This is a genomic window from Rhizobium binae, from assembly GCF_017357225.1.
Lineage (GTDB): Bacteria > Pseudomonadota > Alphaproteobacteria > Rhizobiales > Rhizobiaceae > Rhizobium > Rhizobium binae.
Genome location: NZ_CP071604.1, coordinates 3,346,830 through 3,369,183 on the forward strand (window position 1 = coordinate 3,346,830; position 22,354 = coordinate 3,369,183).

19 protein-coding genes are annotated in these 22,354 nt (G+C 61.9%); 9 read left to right on the forward strand and 10 right to left on the reverse strand.

Annotation, left to right across the window (positions count from 1 at the left end; genetic code table 11):
* Positions 1-5: 5 nt before the first annotated feature.
* The 5 genes from J2J99_RS16455 to J2J99_RS16475 all read right to left on the reverse strand — a co-directional run bounded on the left by J2J99_RS16455 (position 6) and on the right by J2J99_RS16475 (position 3,903).
* The gene (locus J2J99_RS16455; protein ID WP_168300572.1) at positions 6-368 is read right to left on the reverse strand and encodes a HepT-like ribonuclease domain-containing protein; all 363 of its coding nucleotides are present in this window, start codon (positions 366-368) and stop codon (positions 6-8) included.
* Entirely contained in the window at positions 365-865 is a 501-nt protein-coding gene (uraD, locus tag J2J99_RS16460; protein ID WP_168300571.1) for a 2-oxo-4-hydroxy-4-carboxy-5-ureidoimidazoline decarboxylase, read from the reverse strand. The genes J2J99_RS16455 and uraD overlap by 4 nt, the downstream gene beginning before the upstream one ends.
* Entirely contained in the window at positions 865-1,788 is a 924-nt protein-coding gene (gene puuE, locus J2J99_RS16465; protein WP_168300570.1) for an allantoinase PuuE, read from the reverse strand. The genes uraD and puuE overlap by 1 nt, the downstream gene beginning before the upstream one ends.
* 113 nt (positions 1,789-1,901) lie before the next feature.
* Positions 1,902-2,609: a DUF1045 domain-containing protein gene (locus tag J2J99_RS16470; RefSeq protein WP_168300569.1), complete on the reverse strand. Its 708-nt coding sequence runs from the start codon at positions 2,607-2,609 to the stop codon at positions 1,902-1,904.
* Positions 2,610-2,724: 115 nt separating this feature from the next.
* The gene (locus J2J99_RS16475) at positions 2,725-3,903 is read right to left on the reverse strand and encodes an NAD(P)/FAD-dependent oxidoreductase (protein WP_168300568.1); all 1,179 of its coding nucleotides are present in this window, start codon (positions 3,901-3,903) and stop codon (positions 2,725-2,727) included.
* Between J2J99_RS16475 and mnmC2 the strand changes: the two genes are divergently transcribed.
* A complete protein-coding gene (mnmC2, locus tag J2J99_RS16480) occupies positions 3,902-4,630 on the forward strand; it encodes a tRNA (5-methylaminomethyl-2-thiouridine)(34)-methyltransferase MnmC2 (protein WP_168300567.1) in 729 nt (242 codons plus the stop codon). The two genes, J2J99_RS16475 and mnmC2, sit on opposite strands and share 2 nt — an antisense overlap.
* A gap of 26 nt (positions 4,631-4,656) precedes the next feature.
* On the opposite strand, the gene J2J99_RS16485 is transcribed toward mnmC2, so the two are convergent.
* The gene (locus J2J99_RS16485) at positions 4,657-8,052 is read right to left on the reverse strand and encodes a response regulator (RefSeq protein ID WP_168300566.1); all 3,396 of its coding nucleotides are present in this window, start codon (positions 8,050-8,052) and stop codon (positions 4,657-4,659) included.
* Positions 8,053-8,394: 342 nt separating this feature from the next.
* Between J2J99_RS16485 and J2J99_RS16490 the strand changes: the two genes are divergently transcribed.
* The gene (locus J2J99_RS16490; protein ID WP_207600929.1) at positions 8,395-8,703 is read left to right on the forward strand and encodes a hypothetical protein; all 309 of its coding nucleotides are present in this window, start codon (positions 8,395-8,397) and stop codon (positions 8,701-8,703) included.
* A gap of 72 nt (positions 8,704-8,775) precedes the next feature.
* Positions 8,776-9,891: a DNA alkylation repair protein gene (locus tag J2J99_RS16495; RefSeq protein ID WP_168298482.1), complete on the forward strand. Its 1,116-nt coding sequence runs from the start codon at positions 8,776-8,778 to the stop codon at positions 9,889-9,891.
* Positions 9,892-9,950: 59 nt separating this feature from the next.
* Here J2J99_RS16495 and J2J99_RS34490 read toward each other — a convergent pair whose 3' ends face one another.
* Positions 9,951-10,082 (reverse strand): hypothetical protein, encoded by a 132-nt coding sequence (locus J2J99_RS34490; RefSeq protein WP_259664568.1) that lies wholly within the window; start codon positions 10,080-10,082, stop codon positions 9,951-9,953.
* Between the two features lie 55 nt (positions 10,083-10,137).
* Between J2J99_RS34490 and J2J99_RS16500 the strand changes: the two genes are divergently transcribed.
* From J2J99_RS16500 to J2J99_RS16510, 3 genes are all read left to right on the forward strand, one after another.
* Positions 10,138-11,826: a DEAD/DEAH box helicase gene (locus J2J99_RS16500; protein ID WP_168298502.1), complete on the forward strand. Its 1,689-nt coding sequence runs from the start codon at positions 10,138-10,140 to the stop codon at positions 11,824-11,826.
* A gap of 264 nt (positions 11,827-12,090) precedes the next feature.
* On the forward strand, positions 12,091-13,080 hold the full coding sequence (locus J2J99_RS16505; RefSeq protein WP_168298480.1) for an AraC family transcriptional regulator: 990 nt from the start codon (positions 12,091-12,093) through the stop codon (positions 13,078-13,080).
* Between the two features lie 56 nt (positions 13,081-13,136).
* Positions 13,137-14,345 carry an MFS transporter gene (locus J2J99_RS16510; protein ID WP_168298478.1) on the forward strand — a complete coding sequence of 403 codons (1,209 nt, stop codon included), beginning with the start codon at positions 13,137-13,139 and terminating at the stop codon, positions 14,343-14,345.
* A gap of 125 nt (positions 14,346-14,470) precedes the next feature.
* Here the strand turns inward: J2J99_RS16510 and J2J99_RS16515 are convergent, their stop codons facing one another.
* Positions 14,471-15,370, reverse strand: coding sequence for a DMT family transporter (locus J2J99_RS16515; protein WP_168298476.1), 900 nt, complete (start codon positions 15,368-15,370; stop codon positions 14,471-14,473).
* Positions 15,371-15,784: 414 nt separating this feature from the next.
* Here J2J99_RS16515 and J2J99_RS16520 point away from each other — a divergent pair, with 414 nt between their 5' ends.
* Genes J2J99_RS16520 through J2J99_RS16530 form a run of 3 tightly spaced genes read left to right on the forward strand, consistent with a single transcriptional unit; the run spans position 15,785 to position 18,972 of the window.
* Entirely contained in the window at positions 15,785-17,194 is a 1,410-nt protein-coding gene (locus tag J2J99_RS16520) for a circularly permuted type 2 ATP-grasp protein (RefSeq protein WP_168298474.1), read from the forward strand.
* Positions 17,194-18,135, forward strand: a complete 942-nt coding sequence (locus J2J99_RS16525) for an alpha-E domain-containing protein (RefSeq protein ID WP_168298472.1) — start codon at positions 17,194-17,196, stop codon at positions 18,133-18,135. The genes J2J99_RS16520 and J2J99_RS16525 overlap by 1 nt, the downstream gene beginning before the upstream one ends.
* A gap of 12 nt (positions 18,136-18,147) precedes the next feature.
* On the forward strand, positions 18,148-18,972 hold the full coding sequence (locus J2J99_RS16530) for a transglutaminase family protein (RefSeq protein WP_168298470.1): 825 nt from the start codon (positions 18,148-18,150) through the stop codon (positions 18,970-18,972).
* A 104-nt stretch (positions 18,973-19,076) separates the two neighbouring features.
* Here the strand turns inward: J2J99_RS16530 and araD are convergent, their stop codons facing one another.
* Together araD and J2J99_RS16540 are read right to left on the reverse strand one after the other, a co-directional pair.
* Positions 19,077-20,816 (reverse strand): L-arabinonate dehydratase, encoded by a 1,740-nt coding sequence (araD, locus tag J2J99_RS16535; protein ID WP_168298468.1) that lies wholly within the window; start codon positions 20,814-20,816, stop codon positions 19,077-19,079.
* 63 nt (positions 20,817-20,879) lie between these two features.
* Positions 20,880-22,313, reverse strand: a complete 1,434-nt coding sequence (locus J2J99_RS16540; RefSeq protein WP_168298466.1) for an aldehyde dehydrogenase family protein — start codon at positions 22,311-22,313, stop codon at positions 20,880-20,882.
* Positions 22,314-22,354: the final 41 nt, after the last annotated feature.

The following is a 22,354-nucleotide window of genomic DNA, read 5'->3' on the forward strand; positions in this document are numbered from 1 at the left end:
CGGCTTCACTCGCCTTCTGCATGCCAGTGACGAATGGCATCGATCTCGACAAGAAGTTCCGGCAGCGTGCGATAGGTTGCCTCCCAGATCACGGAGGGATCGAGGGTGAAGACGTCTTCGAGGATCCGGTTGCCCGTGCCGCAGATTTTCGTCCACGGCAAAGTCGGATGCTCGGTGGCAAATTCCGGATGGGTCACGAGCAATCGGGATGCCGCCGCGCCGATGGTGAAATGGCAGAAGGCAACCGCCTTGAAAGTGAGATTATCCTCGGCGAAGGCCGCCTCATCCATACCGCCGACAAAATACAGCGCTTCGGCCGCCGCCTTCTGCATTTCATCGAGGTATTCGATAGCACGCGGCTCGCTCATTCACCCTCCGGCAACATCGATGTCAGGCGCAGCAGTGCGATCCGTTCGACCTGCGCCGTTGCGGTCGCGAATTCTTCATCCGGCCCATTGCCGATCCGGATCTCGAAGGCCGAAAGGATGTCGTCCTTGCCGAGCCCTTTGACGGCGATGATGAACGGAAAGCCGAATTTTTCGACATAGGCCGCATTGAGTTCGCTGAAGCGGGCATGCTCGGCGGGGCTCAACCGGTCGAGACCAGCACCCGACTGCTCCTTGCGGCTGTCCTCGGTCAATTCTCCTGCTATCGCCAGGCGCCCGGCGAGATCCGGATGGGCGCGGAGCACGCCAAGACGCTCTTGCCTGCTTGCCGCGCGGAAGACGGCGGCAAGCGCAGCATGCACGCCCGATGCCGTCAGCGGCCCCATCACGCTGCCGTTGTCATAGGCACGCTCGGCGATGAACGGTGAATGTTCGAAGACGCCGCCGAACCGGGAAACGAAATCGTCGCGCGACAGCATCAGAGCGCGTCCGGCTGATGGTGCTTGTGCCAATGTTCGGCAATCTCGATGCGACGCGGAATCCAGACCTTGTCGTGCTTCAGCACATATTCGATGAAGCGTTTGAGCGCCGCCGCCCGGCCTGGACGCCCGACGAGACGGCAATGCAGGCCGACCGACATCATCTTAGGGCTGCCCGCCTTGCCTTCCTCGTAAAGCGTGTCGAAAGCATCCTTCAGATAGGTGAAGAACTGATCGCCGGCATTGAAGCCCTGCGGCGTGGCAAACCGCATGTCGTTGGTTTCGAGCGTATAGGGAATGATCAGGAAGGGCTTCCCGTCGACGCCCTTCACCCAGTAAGGCAGGTCGTCGGCATAGGAATCGGAAGAATAGAGGAAACCGCCCTCCTCCTGCACCAGCCGCAGTGTATTGTCGGAGGGCTTGCCCTGATACATGCCGTAGGGCCGCTCGCCGGTCAGTTCGGTGTGCAGGCGCACGGCTTCGAGAATATGCTTGCGCTCGAGATCCTCGGGGAAATCCTTGTATTCGAGCCAGCGGTAGCCATGGCTGGCAATCTCCCAGCCCGCCTCCTTCATCGCCGCGACGGCCTCGGGGTTTCGGGCCATCGCCAGCGTCACGCCGTAGACGGTCGCCTGCACCTTGAGATTGGTGAACATCCGCCAGAGCCGCCAGAAGCCGGCGCGCGAGCCATATTCGTAGATCGATTCCATGTTGAGATTGCGCTGCCCCGGCCAGGCGGCTGCGCCGACGATCTCCGACAGCAGGTTTTCGGACCCGGGATCGCCGTCGAGGATCGAGCTTTCGCCACCCTCCTCGTAATTGATGACGAATTGCACGGCAACGCGTGCCGCGCCCGGCCATTTCGGATCGGGCGTCTTACGCCCGTAGCCGACGAGATTGCGCGGATAAGTCTCGGATACCATCAAATCACCTTCTGAAAAGACGGGGAACGGTATCATCCGCAGCCGGAATGTCGAGACGGAAACTGCGCGGCTGAATTTATCGCCTCTACACAATTACTTAGCTTGACGCGTGGTCAAGCGATCCTGCGCGCGCTGACCTTACCCATGGGATGCAGCGAGTGGACGCGGAAGGGACCACCGGTGCCCTCTTCGATCATCAAAGCGACGTTCGAAACCATCACCGGCTCCTTGAGGACGGGCGCGAAGATCGTCCGCAGCGCCGATTCAATACGGGGCATGTCGATCGCGTTGATGGAGCCTGTCACCGGCATATGGAAGCGGAACTCGTCCATGACATAAGGATTGCCCCAACGATGCAGATTGGCGAATTGGGCCGCCGACAATCCATCCGGGTCGCTGCGCTCTATGTCGGCCTCGCTGAGCGGCGCGCGGTAGCGATCGAACTCCTGGACGATTGCCGAAGCGAGATACTCGATCTGCTCACAAGGAGCGCTCGGCATCAGGCTATAGAAGCTGCCGAGCCGGGCTATTTCGAGACGTGAAATCTGGAACGGAGCGAGTGTCCCGGCAAAACGCATGAGATCGCGCAGGAGTTGCGATTCGGACATATCGCCCGACAGATGGAAAGGCGCCTTTAGAACGCCGTGGAAACCATAGCGCCGCGGCACGGCGGTATGGAAGGCGATCTCGTGAATGCCGAGGCCGCGGACGGCCGGAGGCTCAAGCATATCGCCCGAAAATACGTTTCGTCCAAGCCAATTGGCGGCCACAAGCGACAGCGGATCGCTCGCCGGAGGCGTGAAGCAAATGGCATAGCGCATGCAATTTCCTCCATCAAGGATAGGGAGCGCCGATGATCTCCGGTGCTATCGATGCGCAAGCAGATAGGTGATTTGCATGACAGAATAACGAAACGAAGCTGTATCGAATTCACGTTTAACGTGAAGCCACAGCGATATGGCTTGAAATCGCAAAGCTTTCCGGTAGCAATAATTCGCAATCTGTATCGCCTGCGATGCAAACCGCCGCTTCCGCCAGCCGGTGCGCCAAGCCGAAGCTGACCTTGAATCCGCCGGTCAATGCGACGAGCCGCGGATGGCCGGGATGACGGCCGATCATCGGATCGCGATCGATCGCCTTCGGCCGAAGCCCGGCCCAGCGTTCGACAACCGGCGCGTTGCGAAGCGCTGGCGCAATGCCGCGCGCCATCTCGATCAGCCCGTCGAGCTGAGCGTCGGTCGAGGCGGGGTCATCGAAACGGTTCTCGCTGGTGCTGCCGATCGCCGCATATCCGCCCTCATGCGCGACAATGTAGAGCCCGTCGAGGAAGATCGTCGGCAAGGCCGGGTCGATATCGGCTTTCAGCAGCGCCGCCTGTCCCTTGACCGGCTGGCCGAGCGGCTGTTTCAGCCCTGGTGTCAGCGCATCGAGCAACGGGAAAGACTGGTGGCCGGCAGCCAGCATGCAGTGATCGAAAACCACGCTTTCGCCGCCGATCGCAGCCGTGCCGCGATCGGGATCGAGAGAGGCAACCGTTGCATGTTCGACGATGCGCACATGTTTTGCCCGCCGCAGGAAAGCGACGAGCGCCGCGATCAGCATGCGGGGTGCGACGCGCGCGGCAAGCGTATCGTGCACGAAGCCGCTCTCGCCCGCAGAGTCCTCGACCCAGCCGCTAACCGGCGGACTGTCGAGCACATGCCAATGAAAGCGGTGTGCGCCGGCCCGCCAATGGCGCTCGGCGTCCTCGGAATGGCCCTGTGCTATCTTGTTAAGATGCGGCTTCGGCAGCGGGATCAATCGTCCCGAGCGGCGGTAGCCGGCCAAGAGCCCGGTCTCTGCTTCCAGCGCAGCGATCTCGGCTTCGAGCGACACCAGCGAATCGAACTGGAACTGCTTCTTCTCGGACCACCGGTCCGGCATATGCGGCATCAGCGCGCCGAGCAGGCCGCCGCTCGCGCATCCACCCAATCTGCCGGCGTCGGCAATGACCGTGCCGATGCCGCGACGCTCGGCATGGACGGCCGCCCAAAGACCCATGATGCCGCCGCCGACGATCAGCAATTCGCAGGATGATTGACCTGAGACCGGCTGAGGACTATCGGCTTTTCCCATGACAGACGTGAACCCTGATCAGATTGGCGCGGGCGCGTCGCAGCCGCTCGAATGGCGCGACGGCGATATGCCTTATTCCACAGCCTTTGGCGATCATTTTTATTGTCAGACCGATGGCCGGCTGGAATGCGGTCACGTCTTCCTCGCCGGCAACGGCCTGCCCGAGCGTTGGAGCGGGCGGCAGACGTTCGTCATCGGCGAACTCGGCTTCGGCACCGGCCTGAACTTCGCCGAGACCTGGCGGCGATGGAAGCAGCACCGCGCCGCCGGCCAGCAGCTGCATTTCATCTCCTTCGAACTCCACCCGATGCGCGGCGAAGACATCGGCCGGGCGCTCTCGCACTGGCCAGAGATCGATGCCGAGCGCGAAGCGCTGACAGTGGCCTGGCCGCAAACGCCAGATGGCATCGTCTCGCTCGACCTCGACGACCAGACGCGGCTCAGCGTCGTCTGCGGCCGGGCGCTTGACGGCGTCACCGCGGCAAAACCCGGCTTCGACGCCTGGTATCTCGATGGCTTCGCCCCGTCGCGCAACGGCGACATGTGGTCGGAAGAACTGATGCGTGAGGTCAACAAAAGGACCGCCGCCGGCGGCACCTTCGCCACCTATGCCGCGGCCGGCTTCGTACGCCGCAATCTCATAGCGGCAGGCTTTGCCGTGGAACGCCGCAAGGGTTTCGCCGGCAAGCGCGAGATGCTCTGCGGCGTCAAGGCGCCTGCCGGCTAAAGCTTATCGGCATTCGTCGCTGGAGATCAGTAGCTCGTACGTTCCGCCTGCCGGTCGTCCTTGCCGAGCCATTGCCGGATCTTCTCTTCCAGTAGCTCGGGGCTGATCGGCTTCGACATATAGTCGTCCATGCCGGCGTCGAGGCAGAGCTCCCGGTCGCTTTCCAGCGCATGGGCGGTGACGCCAATGATCGGCACCCGATGGCCCTGCCCCTTTTCCCGTTCGCGGATCATCCGGGTCGCCTCATGGCCGTTCATGACGGGCATCGAGACATCCATCATGATGATGCGTGGCGTGTGGCTCTCCCAGGCGGAAACAGCCTGCTGCCCGTTATTGACAACAAGGAAGGAAAGCCCCGTCGACTGCAGGATATGGGTGAAGACGATCTGGTTGACCTCGTTGTCTTCGGCGACAAGCACGTCGACGAATTCAGCCGCCCGCTTCTGCGGTGCTGGCACAGGGGCCGGCGCCAGCATGGCCGTTTCGGTCTGCAGGCGGGTGATTTCGGCCCGCGAAGCCTGCTTCACGCGCCGGGCGCGAACCACCTCGACAACGGTGTTGCGCAGCACGTTGGCGCGCGCCGGCTTCATCAGATGCGCCTGGCCGTTCAGCGCCGCGAACTCCTTTTCCGTGCCCGAGATGTCCATTGAGGTCAGGAAGATGATCGGCAGCTCGACGAAGCGGGGATCGGCGCGCAGCCGGCGGGCGACATCGGCGCCGTTCATGTCGGGCATGTGATAGTCGAGTATGACGGCATCGACGGTGACGCCGAGATCGGCCGCCGCTTCCAGGATCGCAAGGCCGGTGCCGCCGCCCTCGGCGGCTACGCCGTCGAAGCCCCAGAGCGAAAGCTGCTCGGTGAGGATGCGCCTGTTCACCTCATTGTCATCGACGACGAGCATGCGCGCGCCCTGCACGTTGATCGGCAGCGGCTTCGGCTCCAGGCGGGCAGCCGCCACTGCAAAGGGCAGATTGACGGTGAAGACCGAGCCCTTGCCCCATTGGCTCTCGACTTTCATATATCCGCCGAAGAGGTCGACGAGCCCGGCCGTGATCGCCAGTCCGAGGCCTGTTCCCTCATGCCGCCGGGTCGAGGAAGCATCGACCTGCGAGAACTTGTCGAACACCGACTCCAGCTTTTCCTCAGGGATACCGATACCCGTATCCTCGATACGGACGCTCGCCATGATCTCACCGCCGGCGCCGGTCTCGAAGCCGACATCGACGAAGACATGGCCACGCTCGGTGAACTTGACCGCGTTGCCGACGAGATTGGTGACGATCTGGCGGAAACGGCCGGCATCGCCGATCACGGCGGCGGGCAGGTCGGGTGCGGCCCGCACCAGAAGCTCGATGTTCTTCTCGGCGGCATGCGAGGAGAGAAGGGTCGCCACATCCTCCACCGCTTCAGTGATATCGAAAGCCGCTTTGCGCAGCTTCATCTGCCCGGCATCGATCTTCGAGAAGTCGAGAATATCGTTGATGATCGTCAGCAGCGCGTTGCCCGATTTGACGATAATATCGATGAAGGTTTTCTGGCGCGTGTCGAGATTGGTCTTCGCCAGCAGCTCCGCCATGCCGAGCACGCCGTTCATCGGCGTGCGGATCTCATGGCTCATATTGGCGAGGAATTCGGACTTGGCGCGGTCGGCCGCTTCGGCGCGCGACAGCAGCTCACGCAATTCCTCCTCGCGGCTCTTGAGCTCGGTGACATCGGTAAACAGCGCCACCCAATGCTGTCCCGTGCTGACCGTCGCGTCCATATTCACCCAGCGCTCGCCGCCGACATGGAAGACGGTGGATATCGGCTGCCTCGCCGCGATACTGGCGCGCCACTCCTGCAGGATCTCGTCCGCCGCATCATGGAAATCGCCGCGCGCCGCGCAGAACTCGAACATGTCGAGCCAGCCTTGTCCGGCCTCGATATAATGCGGCGGGATCTGCAGGATATCGGCCATCGCCTCGTTGGACATCTTGATGATGCCGTCCTGAACGATGGCAAGTCCCTGCGACATGGCGTGCGTGGCATCGCGCATCATTTCACCGACCCGCTCCAGCGCGGCGCGGGTCTCGTGAATTTCCTTTTCCCGCTCGCGCACCGCCGAAATATCGGCATAGGTCAGCAGGATCCGGTCGTTGGAGATGCGGCGGCTGTCGAAGATAACCGATTTTCCACCGGTCCAGCCGACCTCGATCGGCTCCGGCTCGTCCGCTTCGAACAAGTGCTTGCGAAAGGCATAGAGCTCTTCCGGGGTTCGCGTCCCGTCATAGCGGCCAAGCTCATGGTTGCGGCGGATGACATCGATGAACGGGCGCCCGTCGAAACGATCCTCGCGCGGCAGCTCCCAGATGCTGTAGAATTCTTCGTTGACGTAGATGATCCGGTGGTCGTTATCGAGGATCAGCACGCCGATCGGCAGCGAACGCAGGATGCTCTCGATATCCCGATGAAGCACTTCTTCCTGCTTGCGCGAGTCGATCAGCGCCTTCTCGCGCTCCTTGAGCGGCGAGATGTCGGAAAAGGAGCCGACGACATAGGTTCGCCCATCCACCGTGACGACGCGGTTGACGCGCGAGATGACGGGATAGACGTGGCCGCCTGTGCTCGGCATCTCGCTCTCGAGCTCCACCGAGATGCCATCTCTGAGCGCCAGCAGGTTTTCCTGGTAGATCGGCTCAGCAGCTTCCGGCCCGAACATCTCGTGTTCGGTCATTCCCAGATACTCGGCGCGGGCTCGGCCACTGAAGGTCTCGTAATATTTGTTGGCATAGATCAGGCGATGCTTGTCGTCGCGTACGAAGACGGCAACCGGCAGATCCTCCAGCACGGTGCGCAGCGCGTCGAGTTCGCTGACGCTTTCACCCCAGGCCCAATCGCCGGCGGCCACAGTCGTCGCGCCGTTGCGATAGGCTGCGTTGACGACCAGCGGGCGTCCGTCCGGTGCAAAGATGCCGATCGGGTGACCGAGATTTTCCAGCGCGTCGCGCACCTGGGCGAGATCGGCGGCAATTCCGGAATCGTTTACAGCCTGAGAGCTGTCTGCGGCCTCCCTGCCGGCAACGACGCGACGCTCGCGGGCTTCAAAGATCCCGAGCACATAGACCCGCTCCGGCGACGGCGAGAAGCTTTCGACATGAATGCGCTCGTGGCCAAGACCCTCGGCATCGAAACAGATGGCGTTTTCCTCGGTGCCGAACACCAGCGCGCGGCGCTCCTTGTCCTCGCGATCCTCTTCTTCGGGCCGGTCGAACAGTTCGCGGCTGCGCCTGCCGATGAAGTCGGAAATCTCTCGGCCGAGGAACTTGGCATAGGCCTCGTTGACTGCGACATAGCGCAGCTCGCTGTTCTTGACATAGGCTGGGGTGTCCAGATCGGCGATCCGGCGGCAAGCCAACTCCAATATGTCCCCGGCTGATTTCAAAAAATTGTCGCTCCCGCAATGAATGAAATATCAACGACAAAGACTATAACGCCAAGGCTTTTAATAAGGTTTTAACCATAAATTTGCGCAGTGAAATTTTGCACGCCGGCTTGATGATCTGAAATAACTTCGATCGGCAGTCCGAGCTCGCCGGGGATTGAAAGGACTCAATCATCTGTGACGCATCGACAAGTCTCAATCAGCGCCTCGTTCACTCGGGATCCCTTCAAATCATGACGAAAATTTAATGCGGCAAGCGCTTGCGTTGCCATCGCGCCGCCGCGTTCCGGGGGGAGTCTGAGCATGGCTTTATGGAAGCCAATCCAAATCAAGGAAAATAGCATGTCCGTTCTTCATAAGACCATGGCGACGGGCCTGATCGCGCTGACCCTTGCCGGCGCCTCCCTCGCCACTGCCACCACTGCCGATGCCCATCCACGCGATGCCTTCTGGGGCGGCCTTGCCGCCGGCGTCGTCGGCGGCGCTCTGTTGTCGGAGGCCGCCCGCCCCGCCTACCCCGTTTATCCGGCCTACCCCGTCTATCGCCCTTATCCCGTCTATGGGACCTATTACCGGCCGCACTATTGCCATATCGAATGGCGGCACGATCGCTGGGGCGAGCCCTATCGCGTCAAAGTATGCCCTGAATAGAGCTTCGGCATCCGGCGCCGCTTGACCTCCCGGCGGCGCCGGTCCAAACCTCCCCTCAGAGGGAGGATCAGCATGCCGGAGCCGCTCAAAAACCTGCTGCATGAGGCGCTGGTCGGCGACATAGCCGATCGCCTCGCCGCCCACGCGCCGTCCTTCGATAAGGCCCATTTCGTGAAGCTCGCGACCGACGGCCTCGTGGCGCTGGAACTGATGGAACGCGCGGCGCTGATCCGCGACGCGCTGTTTGTGACGCTTCCCGAGGACTTTAGCGACGCAGCCGCCATCCTGAAGGCAAGCCTGCCTGCATCAGGCAAGCCCGGGCTGACCGGCTGGATGCTGCTGCCGATCAATCAGTTCATCGCTGCGCGCGGCCTCGATCATTTTGAACTCGGCCTCGACCTCCTCAAGGCGCTGACGCCGCATTTCACCGCCGAATTCGGTATTCGTCCCTTCATCCATCGCGACCAGCAGCGCTCGCTCGCCATTATTTCCGGCTGGGTCGATGATCCCGACCAGCATGTGCGCCGACTGGCGAGCGAGGGAACGCGGCCGCGCCTGCCTTGGGCCATGCGCCTGACGCAGCTCGTCAGGAATCCGGCGCCGATCCTGCCGATCCTGAGCGCATTGATGGACGATCCGGAAGATTATGTGCGCCGCTCCGTCGCCAACAGCCTGAACGATATTGCCAAGGATCATCCGGATATGGTTGCCGCCTTCATCGCCGGCCAGATCGAGGACGCTTCACCCGAGCGCCGCCGGCTGCTGAAACATGCCTCGCGCACGCTCCTGAAGAACGGCCACGCACAGGCGCTCGCGAATTTCGGCTTCGGCTCCGCGGCCTCGCTCGCATGCGAACTGCGCCTCCTGAACGGTGAGGTGGTGTTCGGCGAAGGGCTGGATTTCGCAATGCGGATGACCAATGGCGGCGAAGCCGCGCAATCGGTGATGATCGACTATGCCATCCACCATGTGAAGGCTGACGGCTCGCTGTCGCCCAAGGTCTTCAAGTGCAAGACGATCACGCTGGCTCCCGGCCAGAGCCAGGCGATCGAGCGCCGCCACGCCATTCGACCGATCACGACCCGGCGCTATTATCCCGGCGAACATCGCATCGCCATCCTCGTCAACGGTGCCGAAAGCGCATCGGAAAGCTTCGTCCTCAGAATGCCGTCGATGGATGCCGGTTAAGGCTTTTTGTGCGCCGCACTTGACTTTGTGAGTGAATTAGCCCAAATGCGGCTCAGCTTTCACCCTTCCGGCCGCCGCGTGAGCGTGCCCCTGCTAAAAAATACGAAACGCAGGAAGAAGGGACAAAAGCGCATTTCGATAAAGCGCCGCACTCCCATCAGCGGCCAGAAGCGCTGGAAAGCTTTTTCCAACTTGCAAGTTCCCACTTCACGCGGGGTTCTTGACGCCAGAATGAAACCGGATCGCATGGTGCGTTCCGGCCATAGTCGTTGTGGCGCCCCGAAAGGTTATGCCTTGACTAATTTTGAATCGCTTGGTGTCTCCAAGCCGATCGTCGCCACCTTGTTCCAGCTCGGCATCGAAACGCCGACGCCGATCCAGGAACAGGCCATCCCCCTTCTCCTCCAGGGCCGAGATCTGATTGGCCTTGCCCAGACCGGCACCGGCAAGACCGCCGCCTTCGGCCTGCCGCTCATCGAAAAGCTGCTTGCCGACGAGCGTCGCCCAGACAACCGCACGACGCGGACGCTTATCCTGGCGCCGACCCGCGAACTGGTGAACCAGATCGCCGACAACCTGAAGAAATTCATCCGCAAATCGCCGCTGCGCATCAACGTCGTCGTTGGCGGCGTCTCGATCAACAAACAGCAGCTTCAGCTGGAAAAAGGCACCGATGTTCTGGTCGCTACGCCCGGCCGCCTGCTTGATCTCGTCAATCGTCGCGCCATCACCCTGACCACGGTGCGCTATCTCGTGCTTGATGAAGCCGACCAGATGCTCGACCTCGGCTTCGTGCACGATCTGCGGAAGATCGCCAAGCTGGTGCCGAAGAAGCGCCAGACCATGCTGTTTTCGGCCACCATGCCGAAGGCTATCGCCGATCTCGCCGGCGAATATCTCGTCGATCCTGTGAAGGTTGAAGTCACGCCTCCGGGCAAGGCTGCCGACAAGGTCGAGCAGTATGTCCATTTCGTCGCCGGCAAGAACGACAAGACGGAACTGTTGCGCAAGTCGCTGACCGAAAATCCCGACGGCCGCGCCATCGTCTTCCTGCGCACCAAGCATGGCGCGGAGAAGCTGATGAAGCACCTCGACAATATCGGCTATTCCGTCGCCTCGATCCACGGCAATAAGAGCCAGGGCCAGCGCGAGCGGGCGCTGAAGGCCTTCCGTGACGGCAGCATCAAGACCCTGATCGCCACCGACGTTGCCGCCCGCGGCATCGATATCCCGGCCGTCAGCCACGTCTATAACTACGACCTGCCCGAGGTGCCCGACGCCTATGTCCATCGCATCGGCCGCACCGCGCGCGCCGGCCGCGACGGCATCGCGATTGCCTTCTGCGCCCCCGACGAAGCCAAGCTGCTGCGTGACATCGAGCGCCTGATGGGCATCGACATCGCAGTCGCAAGCGGCGAACCGCCGGCCAATATCAACAATAGCGGCCCCCGCCGCGGCAACGGCAATGGCAACAACCGCAACCGCGGTGGCGGCCAAGGTCGCGAAGGCCAAGGTCGCGAAGGTCATGGCCGCAGCGAAGGCCGTGGCGACGCGAACCGCTCAGAGCATCGCGGCAGCCGTCAGGAACGCCGCCCGCGTCCCGAACGCACAAGCCGCAACGAGGATTTCCGCGGCCAGCGCCGCGGCGAGGCCACCCCGAATCTTGGCCCCGATAACGATCTGGTCTCGACCTCCGACTTCCGCCCCTCGGCAAAGCCGCAGCGTCCTGCCCATCACGGCGCCCACGCCAATGGCGAACCGAGTGGGCATCACCGCGGCAATAACCGCCACGCCGGTCGCCCGGCCCGAAAGCAAGGCGAAGACCGCGGCCCGCACCAGGCCCAGGGCGGCGAACCCCGCCGTGAGGGCAATGGTGGCAACCGCCGCGGCGGCTCCGGCTCCCGCAATGGTGGCCAGCGCCGCGAACGCGCCTAATCGCCGATTGATTTAACGAAGAAGGCCGATCCTTCGGCCATGAATTTGGGGGCCGGAAGCATCGGATGAGATGCCCGGCCTTTCTCATTGTGGTGACGGCAACACCGCAACGGCAGGGGTTGACGAATCGACTTCCTTCGCGCTTTGGCGGAAGCCTTGCGAAATCAATGCGCTGTGAAGCCGCTGTCGACGGACAGCGCGACGCCGCAAGGGACCGCGCTGTGACGGCTTGCATCCCGGATGCTTGAGACCTAACTTGGCTCCATGCTTGACCATCCGTCCCGGCCGTTGTCGCCCTCAACAATCCCAATGGATGCCCTGAGCGAGGTCCTGCAGGACTTTCGCTTGAGTGGAGTCAACTATGGACGCTGCGAGCTCAGGCATCCATGGAGCATCACCTTTCCGCAACAACAACTGCTTCGTTTTCACTTCGTCAGCCAGGGTCCGTGCTGGATCCATACCGAGGTCCAAGGGTGGCAGGAGTTGAATGATGGCGATCTGGTGCTGCTGCCGCAAGGCGTCACACACCGATTGGCGAGCGCGCCGGACGTTGAGGGCGACTCGCTTAAAAGCTGTCAGATTACAAGATTGGGCAGCAACGTCTGCGACGTCTCTCGGGAAGGGACGGGTGCCGCCAGCACCCTCTTCTGCGGCTCCATGGCTTTGGGCGCCCATGCGCTTAACCCCTTGATCGCCCTGATGCCTCCAATCATCAAAGGCTGCGATGTGGCCGGTAATGACCCGATCGTGGGCCCCCTGCTGGCCGCTATGTCAACGGAGGCGACACAGCCCCAGATGGGAAGCGCGACGGTCTTGTCACGTATGGCGGACTTGCTCGCAGCGCGGCTTATCCGCTGCTGGGTCAACTGCAGCGGAGCCTCGACCACCGGCTGGCTCGCCGCCATCCGCGATCCCAATATCGGTCGTGCGTTGGCGGCCATGCACCGGGATCCCGGCCATAACTGGACCCTCGAAAGGCTCGCCGGCGTGGCAGGCCAGTCGCGCTCGATCTTCGCCGAGCGCTTCAGCGCTATCTTGGGAGAAGGCGCGGCACATTATCTCGCCCGCCTGCGTATGCAGCTTGCCCGCGATTTGTTGGCGCAAAACGGCATGTCGGTTGCCGAGGTTGCCTCCCGATTGGGCTATGACTCCGAGGCGTCTTTCGCGCGGGCCTTCAAGCGTGTCACGAACGTCTCCCCCGGAATTGTGCGTCGCACAAGTTCCGGACGAACGGACATGGATTTCGGATTTTAAGATACATATCATCCTGAAAACTTCGTCTATGAAATCTCCGAACAGGAGAGCCTTCAATGACGGATACAACATCAGAGTTCGACGAGGCCGCAATTGGTCTGCAGACAGCTGAATCACCCGCCTGGAGTGGAGCCACTTGGTTTGCCGTCATTTCCATGGCGGCCGCCAGCTTTGCACTGGTGTCTGCTGAGTTCCTGCCCGCGGGCCTGTTGACGCCAATGGCGCGCGATCTCGGCATTTCCGAGGGAACGGCCGGACAGGTCGTCACCGCCACCGCTTCCGTCGGCGCTGTGACGGCCCTTTTGAGCAATGTTCTCATCGGCAGACTGAACCGCAAGGCGGTGCTGGTCAGTCTCAGTGCGTTGGCGATCGGCTCCAATATTCTCGCATCGTTGGCGACCGACTTTTGGCTGTTGCTGTTGGGCCGGGCTGGCTTGGGCATCGCGCTCAGCGGCTTTTGGGCGCTTTCAGTGGCCGTCGTGGCGAGGCTGGTCGGCGCCAATGCGACAGGTCGAGGCATGGCTATCGTCACCCTCGGCGTTTCGCTCGCCACGATAGCTGCACCATCAGCAGGTGCTTTGATCAGCGATTGGCTGGGATGGCGTAGCGCCATGGCGATGACAGCCGGGCTTGCCGCCCTTGCCATGCTGCTGCAGGTGCTCAGCTTGCCGACGCTCCCCGCAAGCACAAGCAACAGTCTCGCTGATGTTTTCCGGCTGACACGACGGGGCGGCGTTCAACTGGGAATGCTTGCCATCCTTTTGCTGATGACCGGGCATTTTGCCGGGTCGGTTTATGTGCGTCCGTTCCTCGAACAAGTGACACTCCTTGAAACCAGATCGATCGCCCTGGCACTGTTGGGCTTTGGCATCGCCTCGGTGATCGGCAATGTTGCCGGTGGGCGGATGGCCGATGCGAGCATCCGCATAGCGCTGGCCGTCACAGCGGCACTGATGGGGTTTGCCGCGCTCGCTCTGGTGCTTTGGGGCACTCATATCGGCGTCGCGTTTGCGCTCGTCGCGCTTTGGGGCTTTGCCTTCGGCATGGCGCCCGTAGTGCTGCCGACTAATCTTTCCCGCGCGGCCCCCGACGCTCTCGAGGCGGTGGGTAGCCTGATGGTCGTCTCTTTTCAGGTGGCCATTAGTATCGGCGCGGTTTTTGGCGGCTATATCGTCGACCACTATGGCGCTGTGGGACCCTCGACTCTTACCGCTCTGCTGGCAGCGTTAACAGTTGTCTTGGCGCTGCTGCAGCCCCGCAACTGATCTTCGCCTCCTGCTTGATGGGCCGAGTAGCGCTCTACGGCGCTCTGGATATGAGGTCGTCGGCAATCGCCGGCGACCTCGGTCAATTGAGGTTCAGGCCATCCGTCCGACCTTGGCCCAGCCATCTATCCGCTCGCCTGCGCCTGCTGAACGACCCTGCGGTTTGTCATATATACGCCCGTCACGACGATCACCGTGCCCACAATCAACGGCAGCGTCAGCCGCTCCCCGAAGGCGATGAGGGCTTCGAGCGCGACGGCCGGCGGCATCAGGTAGATCAGCGAGGCGGCACGCGAGACCTGCCCGCGGCGGATGAGGTAAAGCAGCAGCCCGACACCGCCCATCGACAGGCCGAAGACCGACCAGAGAAGCGCGCCATAGGCCTGCGCGGTGCCGTCGAAATGCTGGTGTTCGAAAATCAGCGACAGCGGCAGAGTGAGGATGAGAGCGCCGACATATTGCAGCATCGCGATGGTCCTGAGGTCACCGGATTGCAGGTGTTTCTTCTGATAAAGCGTGCCGTAGGTGACGGAGCCCATGGCGATGAGGTTGATCGCCAGCGGCACGGTGGCATGCGCGAGATCGGCCGTCGCCGGATCGAAGAGCTTCGGCGAAATCGCGATGGCAATACCGATGAAGCCGAGAGCGAGACCGACCTGCTGGGTCTTCTGCAATCGCTCGCCGATGAGGAAGGGCGCCGCCATCGCCGTCAGCAGCGGCTGCAGTGCCGCGATGATGCCCGATATGCCGGCCGGCACGCCATTGGCAATCGCCCACCAGAGGCCGGCGAGATAGAAGCCATGCAGGAAAAAGCCGGAATAGATGGCCCGCAGCACCGTCACCCGACTCCTCGGCCATTGCGCCTCGGTCACCAGGCAAAAGGCCAGGAAGGCCAAGGCCGATAGTGCATAACGTATCGAAAGAAAGGTAAAGGGTTCGGAATGCAGCGCAGCAAATTTCGCCACGACCCAACCTGTGGACCAGAGAAAAACAAAAACGGCGGGGGCAAAGCGGTCGAGGGTCATGGGCCATCTCGGAAAGATAGAGAGTTGCCGTGCTGATAGCCGCACGCCGCAGCCGCAGTCAAAGGCGAAGCATTGATGCTTACTTGAAATTTTGCTGATGGTTGGCATGGAGAATGAGCGCGACCCGCGTTCCTGCGACGAGCGCAAAAACCGGGGTGCCACGGCACCTCCCCTCCTCGTCACAGGGATGAGAGAGCCTGCGGTTGTACCCGAATCTGCCCATCGCAACTGAACGAAAAAACATCACCTGCCCACATTTTGCGCAGCCGTTGCGGAACACCATCTGGCCCATCACCTCAAACACCCGAAAATCGCCTCCTTTCCCGCAACGCAAATCTTTTCCCCGAACTGCGCATGGTTCTTGCATTGCAATTTGCGTTGTATTCAAATGAACAAAAAAGGGGAGCCGCACCTTTGGCATTTGATGAAATGATTACCGGGGACGAAAGTCCTCGCGCGCCTTATGAGAAATATTTCGAGTGGTACAACAGCCAAGACCGGTCGCATCTGATTGCCAAGTCCCGCGATGCGGAAAACATCTTCCGGAAGACCGGCATCACCTTCGCCGTCTACGGCCATGCCGACAGTTCCGAAAAGCTCATCCCCTTCGACATCATTCCCCGCATCATCTCCGCTCGCGAATGGCGCAAGCTCGCCCAGGGCATCGAGCAGCGGGTGATCGCCCTCAACGCCTTCCTCGATGACATCTACCATAAGCAGGAAATCATCCGTGCCGGCCGCGTTCCGCGCGAGCTGATCGAGAACAATGTCGCCTTTCTGGCCGAAATGATCGGCTTCCGCCCGCCCGGCGGCGTCTACACCCATATCGTCGGCACCGACATTGTGCGCACCGGCGAGGACCAGTTCTACGTGCTGGAGGACAATGCCCGCACGCCGTCCGGCGTCAGCTACATGCTGGAAAACCGGGAAACCATGATGCAGATGTTCCCGGAACTCTTCCACGAGAACAAGGTGCAGCGCGTCGAGGACTATCCCTACTTGCTTCGCCAGAGCCTTGCCTCGCTCGCCCCTCCCGGCTGCAGCGGCAAGCCGCGCGTCGCGGTGCTGACCCCCGGCATCTACAATTCGGCCTATTACGAGCATTCCTTCCTCGCCGACATGATGGGCGTCGAACTCGTCGAGGGCTCGGATCTGCGTGTCATCGACGGCAAGGTGAAAATGCGCACGACCCGCGGCTACGAGGCGATCGACGTGCTCTACCGCCGCGTCGACGACGACTTCTTGGATCCGCTGACCTTCCGGGCTGATTCGGCGCTCGGCATCCCTGGAATCATGGACGTCTACCGCTCCGGCAACATTACCATCGCCAACGCGCCCGGCACCGGCATCTGCGACGACAAGGCAATCTATTCCTACATGCCGGAGATCGTCGAATTCTACACCGGCAGCAAGGCGCTGCTCGAAAACGTGCCGACCTGGCGCTGCTCGGAGGCATCAAGCCTGAAATACGTGCTGGAGCACCTGGAAGAGCTGGTCGTCAAGGAAGTGCACGGCTCAGGCGGCTACGGCATGCTGGTGGGCCCGACGGCGTCGAAGAAGGAACGCGCCGATTTCGCCGAAAAGCTGAAGGCCAAGCCGAACAACTACATCGCTCAGCCGACGCTGTCGCTCTCCACCGTGCCGATCCTCGTCAACAAGGGGATTGCACCGCGCCATGTCGATCTGCGCCCCTATGTGCTCGTGTCGGACAAGGTTCAGATCATTCCGGGCGGCCTCACCCGCGTCGCGCTGAAAGAAGGCTCGCTCGTGGTCAATTCCAGCCAGGGCGGCGGCACAAAAGACACCTGGGTGCTGGAGGACTGATGCTCGGAAGAACTGCAAATGGCCTCTACTGGATGTTTCGCTACATCGAGCGCGCCGAAAATATCGCCCGCCTTGTCGATGCCGGGCTGCGCATGTCGCTGACCCGCAGTAGCGCCGGCGACGACAACTGGGATGGCGTGCTGCAAAGTGCTGGGGTGCGCGAGGCTTATGACGAAGGTCACACGAAGCTGACGAACGCCGAAGCGATCGACTATCTGCTGCGCGATCGCGCCAACCCGTCGAGCGTGATGTCCTGCATCGAGTCCGGCCGCAACAACGCCCGCATGGTGCGCACGGCGCTCACGCGGGAAACCTGGGAAGCCACCAACGAATGCTGGATCGACCTGAAGACGCTGCTCGAGAAGCGCGTGAAGGCCGCCGACCTGCCTGAAGTGATCGACGTCATCAAGCGCCGCGCCGGTCTCATCCGCGGAGCCTTCCATGGCTCGACACTGCGCAACGAGCTCTATAATTTCGCTCGAATCGGGACCTTCATCGAGCGGGCAGACAACACCAGCCGCATTCTCGACGTGAAATATTACGTGCTGCTGCCCTCCGTCTCGGCGGTCGGCTCATCGCTCGACAATGTGCAGTGGGAATCGATCCTGCGTTCGGTCTCCGCCCATCGTGCCTATAGCTGGGCCTATGACGGTGAATACCGGGCCATGAACATTGCCGACTTCCTGACGCTGAACGTCCAGATGCCGCGCTCACTTGCCTATTGTTACGAGAAGATCGTCAGCAATCTCAGTTATCTCGCCCAGGATTACGAGGCGCGACTGCCTGCCCACGATACGGCGGACGCGATCCGCACCACGCTGCAGACCAGAGCGATCCGCGACATCATGGATCAAGGCCTGCACGAATTCCTCGAGGATTTCGTCTCGCGCAACAACCAGCTCGGCGCCGAGATTTCCGACGGCTACCGATTCTACGTTTAAGCGGATCAGACCATGAGACTGAAAATCAGCCACCTCACCGAATACCGCTATGACGAACCGGCGCAATTCTCGCTGCAGCGCCTCAGACTGACGCCGCCGACATCAGTCGTCCAGAAAGTGCTTGGCTGGTCGCTGAACGTCGAGGGCGCGACCCCCGAAGTGGAATATGACGACCAGTATGGTAACCACGTCAACCTTGTCTCGCTGGAAGGCGAGCAGCACGTGACGCGCATTCTGGCCGAAGGCGAGGTCGAGACGGCGGACAATAGCGGCGTCACCGGCCCGCATACCGGCTTCTGCCCGCTCTGGCTCTTCCTGCGCGAAACGCCGCTGACCAAAAGCGGCAAGCTGGTCAAGGAACTGATCAAGGGCATCGGTGGCGACAACGAACTGGCCCGCATGCACGCGCTGATGGCGGCAATCCATGAGACGGTCGACTATAAGCCCGGCACCAGCAACGCCGCGACGACGGCCGAACAGGCGCTGGAGAAGAAAAGCGGCGTCTGCCAGGACCACGCGCACATCTTCGTGTCTGCTGCCCGCGCCCTGCAGGTACCGGCCCGTTACGTCTCCGGCTATCTGATGATGGAGGAAAAGATCGAACAGGCGGCGACCCATGCCTGGGCCGAAGCCCATATTCGCGGTCTCGGCTGGGTCGGCTTTGATCCTGCTAACGAGATCTGCCCGGATGCCCGCTACGTCAGGGTCGCCTCCGGTCTTTGCTATCGCGACGCCGCGCCGATTTCAGGCATGCGCATCGGTACGCCGGGCGAAACGCTGTCCGTGACTGTCAAAGTCGAGAATGGCGGGCAAATGCAAAGCCAGAGCCAGAGCTGAACGCAATCGCGGGTTCAGCGCTTCGACCTGAAGCCGTCTCATTCCAGCAGAAAGGCGGAGCAGAGCCCCGCCTTTTCATCGATGTCCAGGCGGACACGCAGTGCCTAGTGGCTGTCCTTGCCGACAGCGTTTCCGCGACATCCCTTGAGGAAGTCGAGGTCGGCGCCGGTATCGGCCCCTTCGACATGCTGCTGATGCAGGAAGGCGTAGCCTGATTTGGGCAGATCGTGGTTCGGCTGCCATTCGGCAAGCCGCCGCGCCAGTTCCTCGTCTGATATGTCGAGATGCAGGCGACGGTTCGGCACATCGAGTTCGATCATGTCGCCGTTTTTAACGACTGCCAGAGGCCCGCCGACCGCAGCTTCCGGCGACGTGTGCAGCACGACCGTGCCATAGGCCGTGCCTGACATGCGGGCGTCGGAAATGCGCACCATGTCGAGGATACCCTTCTTCAGCACCTTGGGCGGCAGCCCCATATTACCGACTTCGGCCATGCCGGGATAGCCCTTCGGGCCGCAGTTCTTCATGACCATGACGCAATTTTCGTCGATGTCGAGATTGTCGTCGTTGATCTTGGCCTTGTAGTCGTCGATGTCCTCGAACACGACTGCCCTGCCCTTGTGCACCAAGAGATGCGGCGAGGCGGCCGAGGGCTTCAAAACGGCGCCCTTCGGCGCGAGATTGCCGCGCAGCACCACGATGCCGCCCGACGAGGTCAGTGCCTTCTCAGCGGGCAGGATGACATCTTCGTTCCAGTTGACGACATCCTTGACCTCGTCCCAGACCGTTTCGCCCGAGACCGTCAGCGCGTCCTTGTGAAGGAGACCCGCCTCTCCGAGGCGCTTCAGCACGACAGGCAGGCCGCCGGCATAGAAGAACTCTTCCATCAGGTACTTGCCCGACGGCATCAGGTTGACGATCGTCGGAACGTCGCGGCCGCAACGGTCCCAATCGTCGAGCGAAAGATCGATGCCGACGCGGCCGGCGATCGCAAGCAGATGGATGACGGCGTTGGTCGATCCGCCGATCGCCGCGTTGGTGCGGATGGCGTTCTCGAATGCCTGCTTCGTCATGATGTCGGACGGCTTCAGATCGTCCTTGACCATTTGCACGATGCGGCGGCCGGTGAGCTGCGCCATGACCTTGCGGCGCGAATCGACGCCCGGGATGGCGGCATTGCCGGACAGTGCCATGCCGATCGCCTCGGCCATCGACGCCATGGTGGAAGCGGTGCCCATCGTGTTGCAGGTTCCCGACGAGCGGCTCATCGATGCTTCCGCCTCGAGGAACTCGGCCTGCGTCATCTCGCCCGCCTTCACCATTTCGGAGAACTTCCACAGATGGGTGCCGGAGCCGACGCGTTCACCGCGGAAATAGCCGTTCAGCATCGGCCCGCCCGTGACGACGATCGACGGCAGATCGCAGGAAGCGGCACCCATGAGAAGCGACGGCGTGGTCTTGTCGCAGCCGACCAGCAGCACGCAGCCGTCCATCGGCTGGCCGCGGATCGCCTCTTCGACCGCGAGAGCGGCGAGGTTGCGGTACATCATCGCGGTCGGGCGGAAGGTGTTTTCTGAGGCAGAGAACACCGGCACCTCGAGCGGGAAGCCGCCGGCCTCCCAGACACCCGCCTTCACCTTCTCGGCGAGCTCCCGGAGATGACCGTTGCAGGGAGTCATGTCCGACCAGGTGTTGAGGATCCCAATCACCGGCCGGCCGTCGAACAGGTCGTGCGGGTACCCCTGGTTCTTAAGCCAGCCGCGGTGATAGATCACGTCGCGGCTCGTGCCGCCGTACCATTCCTGCGACCTCAGCCTGCGCGGCCATTCCGCTTTCTTTTTCATTTTCTCTGTCCTTCAGGGTGAATTGCCGGGCCGCCTCGTACGGCCCGGGTCATCGGATATGTCTTAAGCCAGCGTGTAGGCCGTCTTGACCACGGTAAAGAATTCGCTCGCATACTTGCCCTGCTCACGCGGACCGTAGGACGAACCCTTGCGGCCGCCGAACGGCACATGGAAGTCCACGCCTGCCGTCGGCAGATTGACCATGACCATGCCGGCCTCGGCATTGCGCTTGAAATGCGTCGCATGTTTCAGGCTGGTCGTGGCGATGCCGGCCGAAAGCCCGAACGGCGTGTCGTTGGCGGTCGCCAGCGCCTCGTCGTAGTCCTTGACCCTGATGACCGAGACGACGGGTCCGAAGATCTCTTCGCGCGAAATCCGCATCTGGTTGGTCGCTTCGGTAAACAGCGTCGGCTGCAGGTAGAAGCCGGGCGTCTCGCGGGAAATCACCTCGCCGCCGAAGGCGAGCTTGGCACCTTCGTTTTTGCCGATCTCGATATAGTCGGTGTCGGTCTTCAGCTGCCGTTCGTCGACGACCGGGCCGATATGGGTGCCGGCCTTCAGCGCGTTGTCGACGACTAGCGTCTTCAGCTTCTCGGTCAATGCGGCGACGAACTTGTCGTGAATGCCTTCGGTGACGATCAGACGCGAGGACGCAGTGCAGCGCTGGCCGGTGGAGAAGAAGCCGGAATTGGCGGCGGCTTCGACGGCGACTGAAAGATCGGCGTCGTCGAGCACGACCATCGGGTTCTTGCCGCCCATCTCCAACTGGAACTTGCGGTTATGCTCGATCGAGGCAGCGGCGACACGGCGGCCCGTGCCGGTGGAGCCGGTAAAGGTGATGCCGGCAACGTCGGGGCTTTCGAGCATTGCCTGACCGACGACCGAGCCCTTGCCCATGACGAGGTTGAGCACGCCCTTCGGCAGCCCTGCCCTGTTGAGGATGTCGACGATCGCCCAGGAGCAGGCCGGCACCAGTTCGGCCGGCTTGAAAACGACGGTGTTGCCGTAGCAGAGCGCCGGCGCGATCTTCCAGGCGGGAATGGCGATCGGGAAATTCCACGGCGTGATGATGCCGATGACGCCGAGCGCCTCGCGGGTGATCTCAACGCCGATGTTCGGGCGCACCGACGGGATGACCTCGCCGGCCAGCCGCAGGGCTTCGCCTGCGAAGAATTCGAAGATCTGCGAAGCACGGATAACCTCGCCAGTCGCTTCCGGCAGGGTCTTGCCTTCTTCGCGGGCAAGCAGCGCGCCGAGCTCGTCCTTGCGCGCCATGATCTCGTCGCCGGTCTTCTTCAGGATGACGTGGCGTTCCCAGATGCCCGAGCGTGACCAAGCCGGAAAGGCGGCCTTGGCGGCGGCGATGGCGTTCTTGGTGTCTTCGGCGCTGCCATCGGCATAGAGGCCGACGACTTCGTTCGTGTCCGACGGATTGATGTTCTTCGTCGCGTTCGTGCCGACCCATTCGCCGGCGATCAGGTTTTGATAAATGGTCATGGGCTGAACAAGCCTCCTTTACCGTTTACGAGCAACGATCC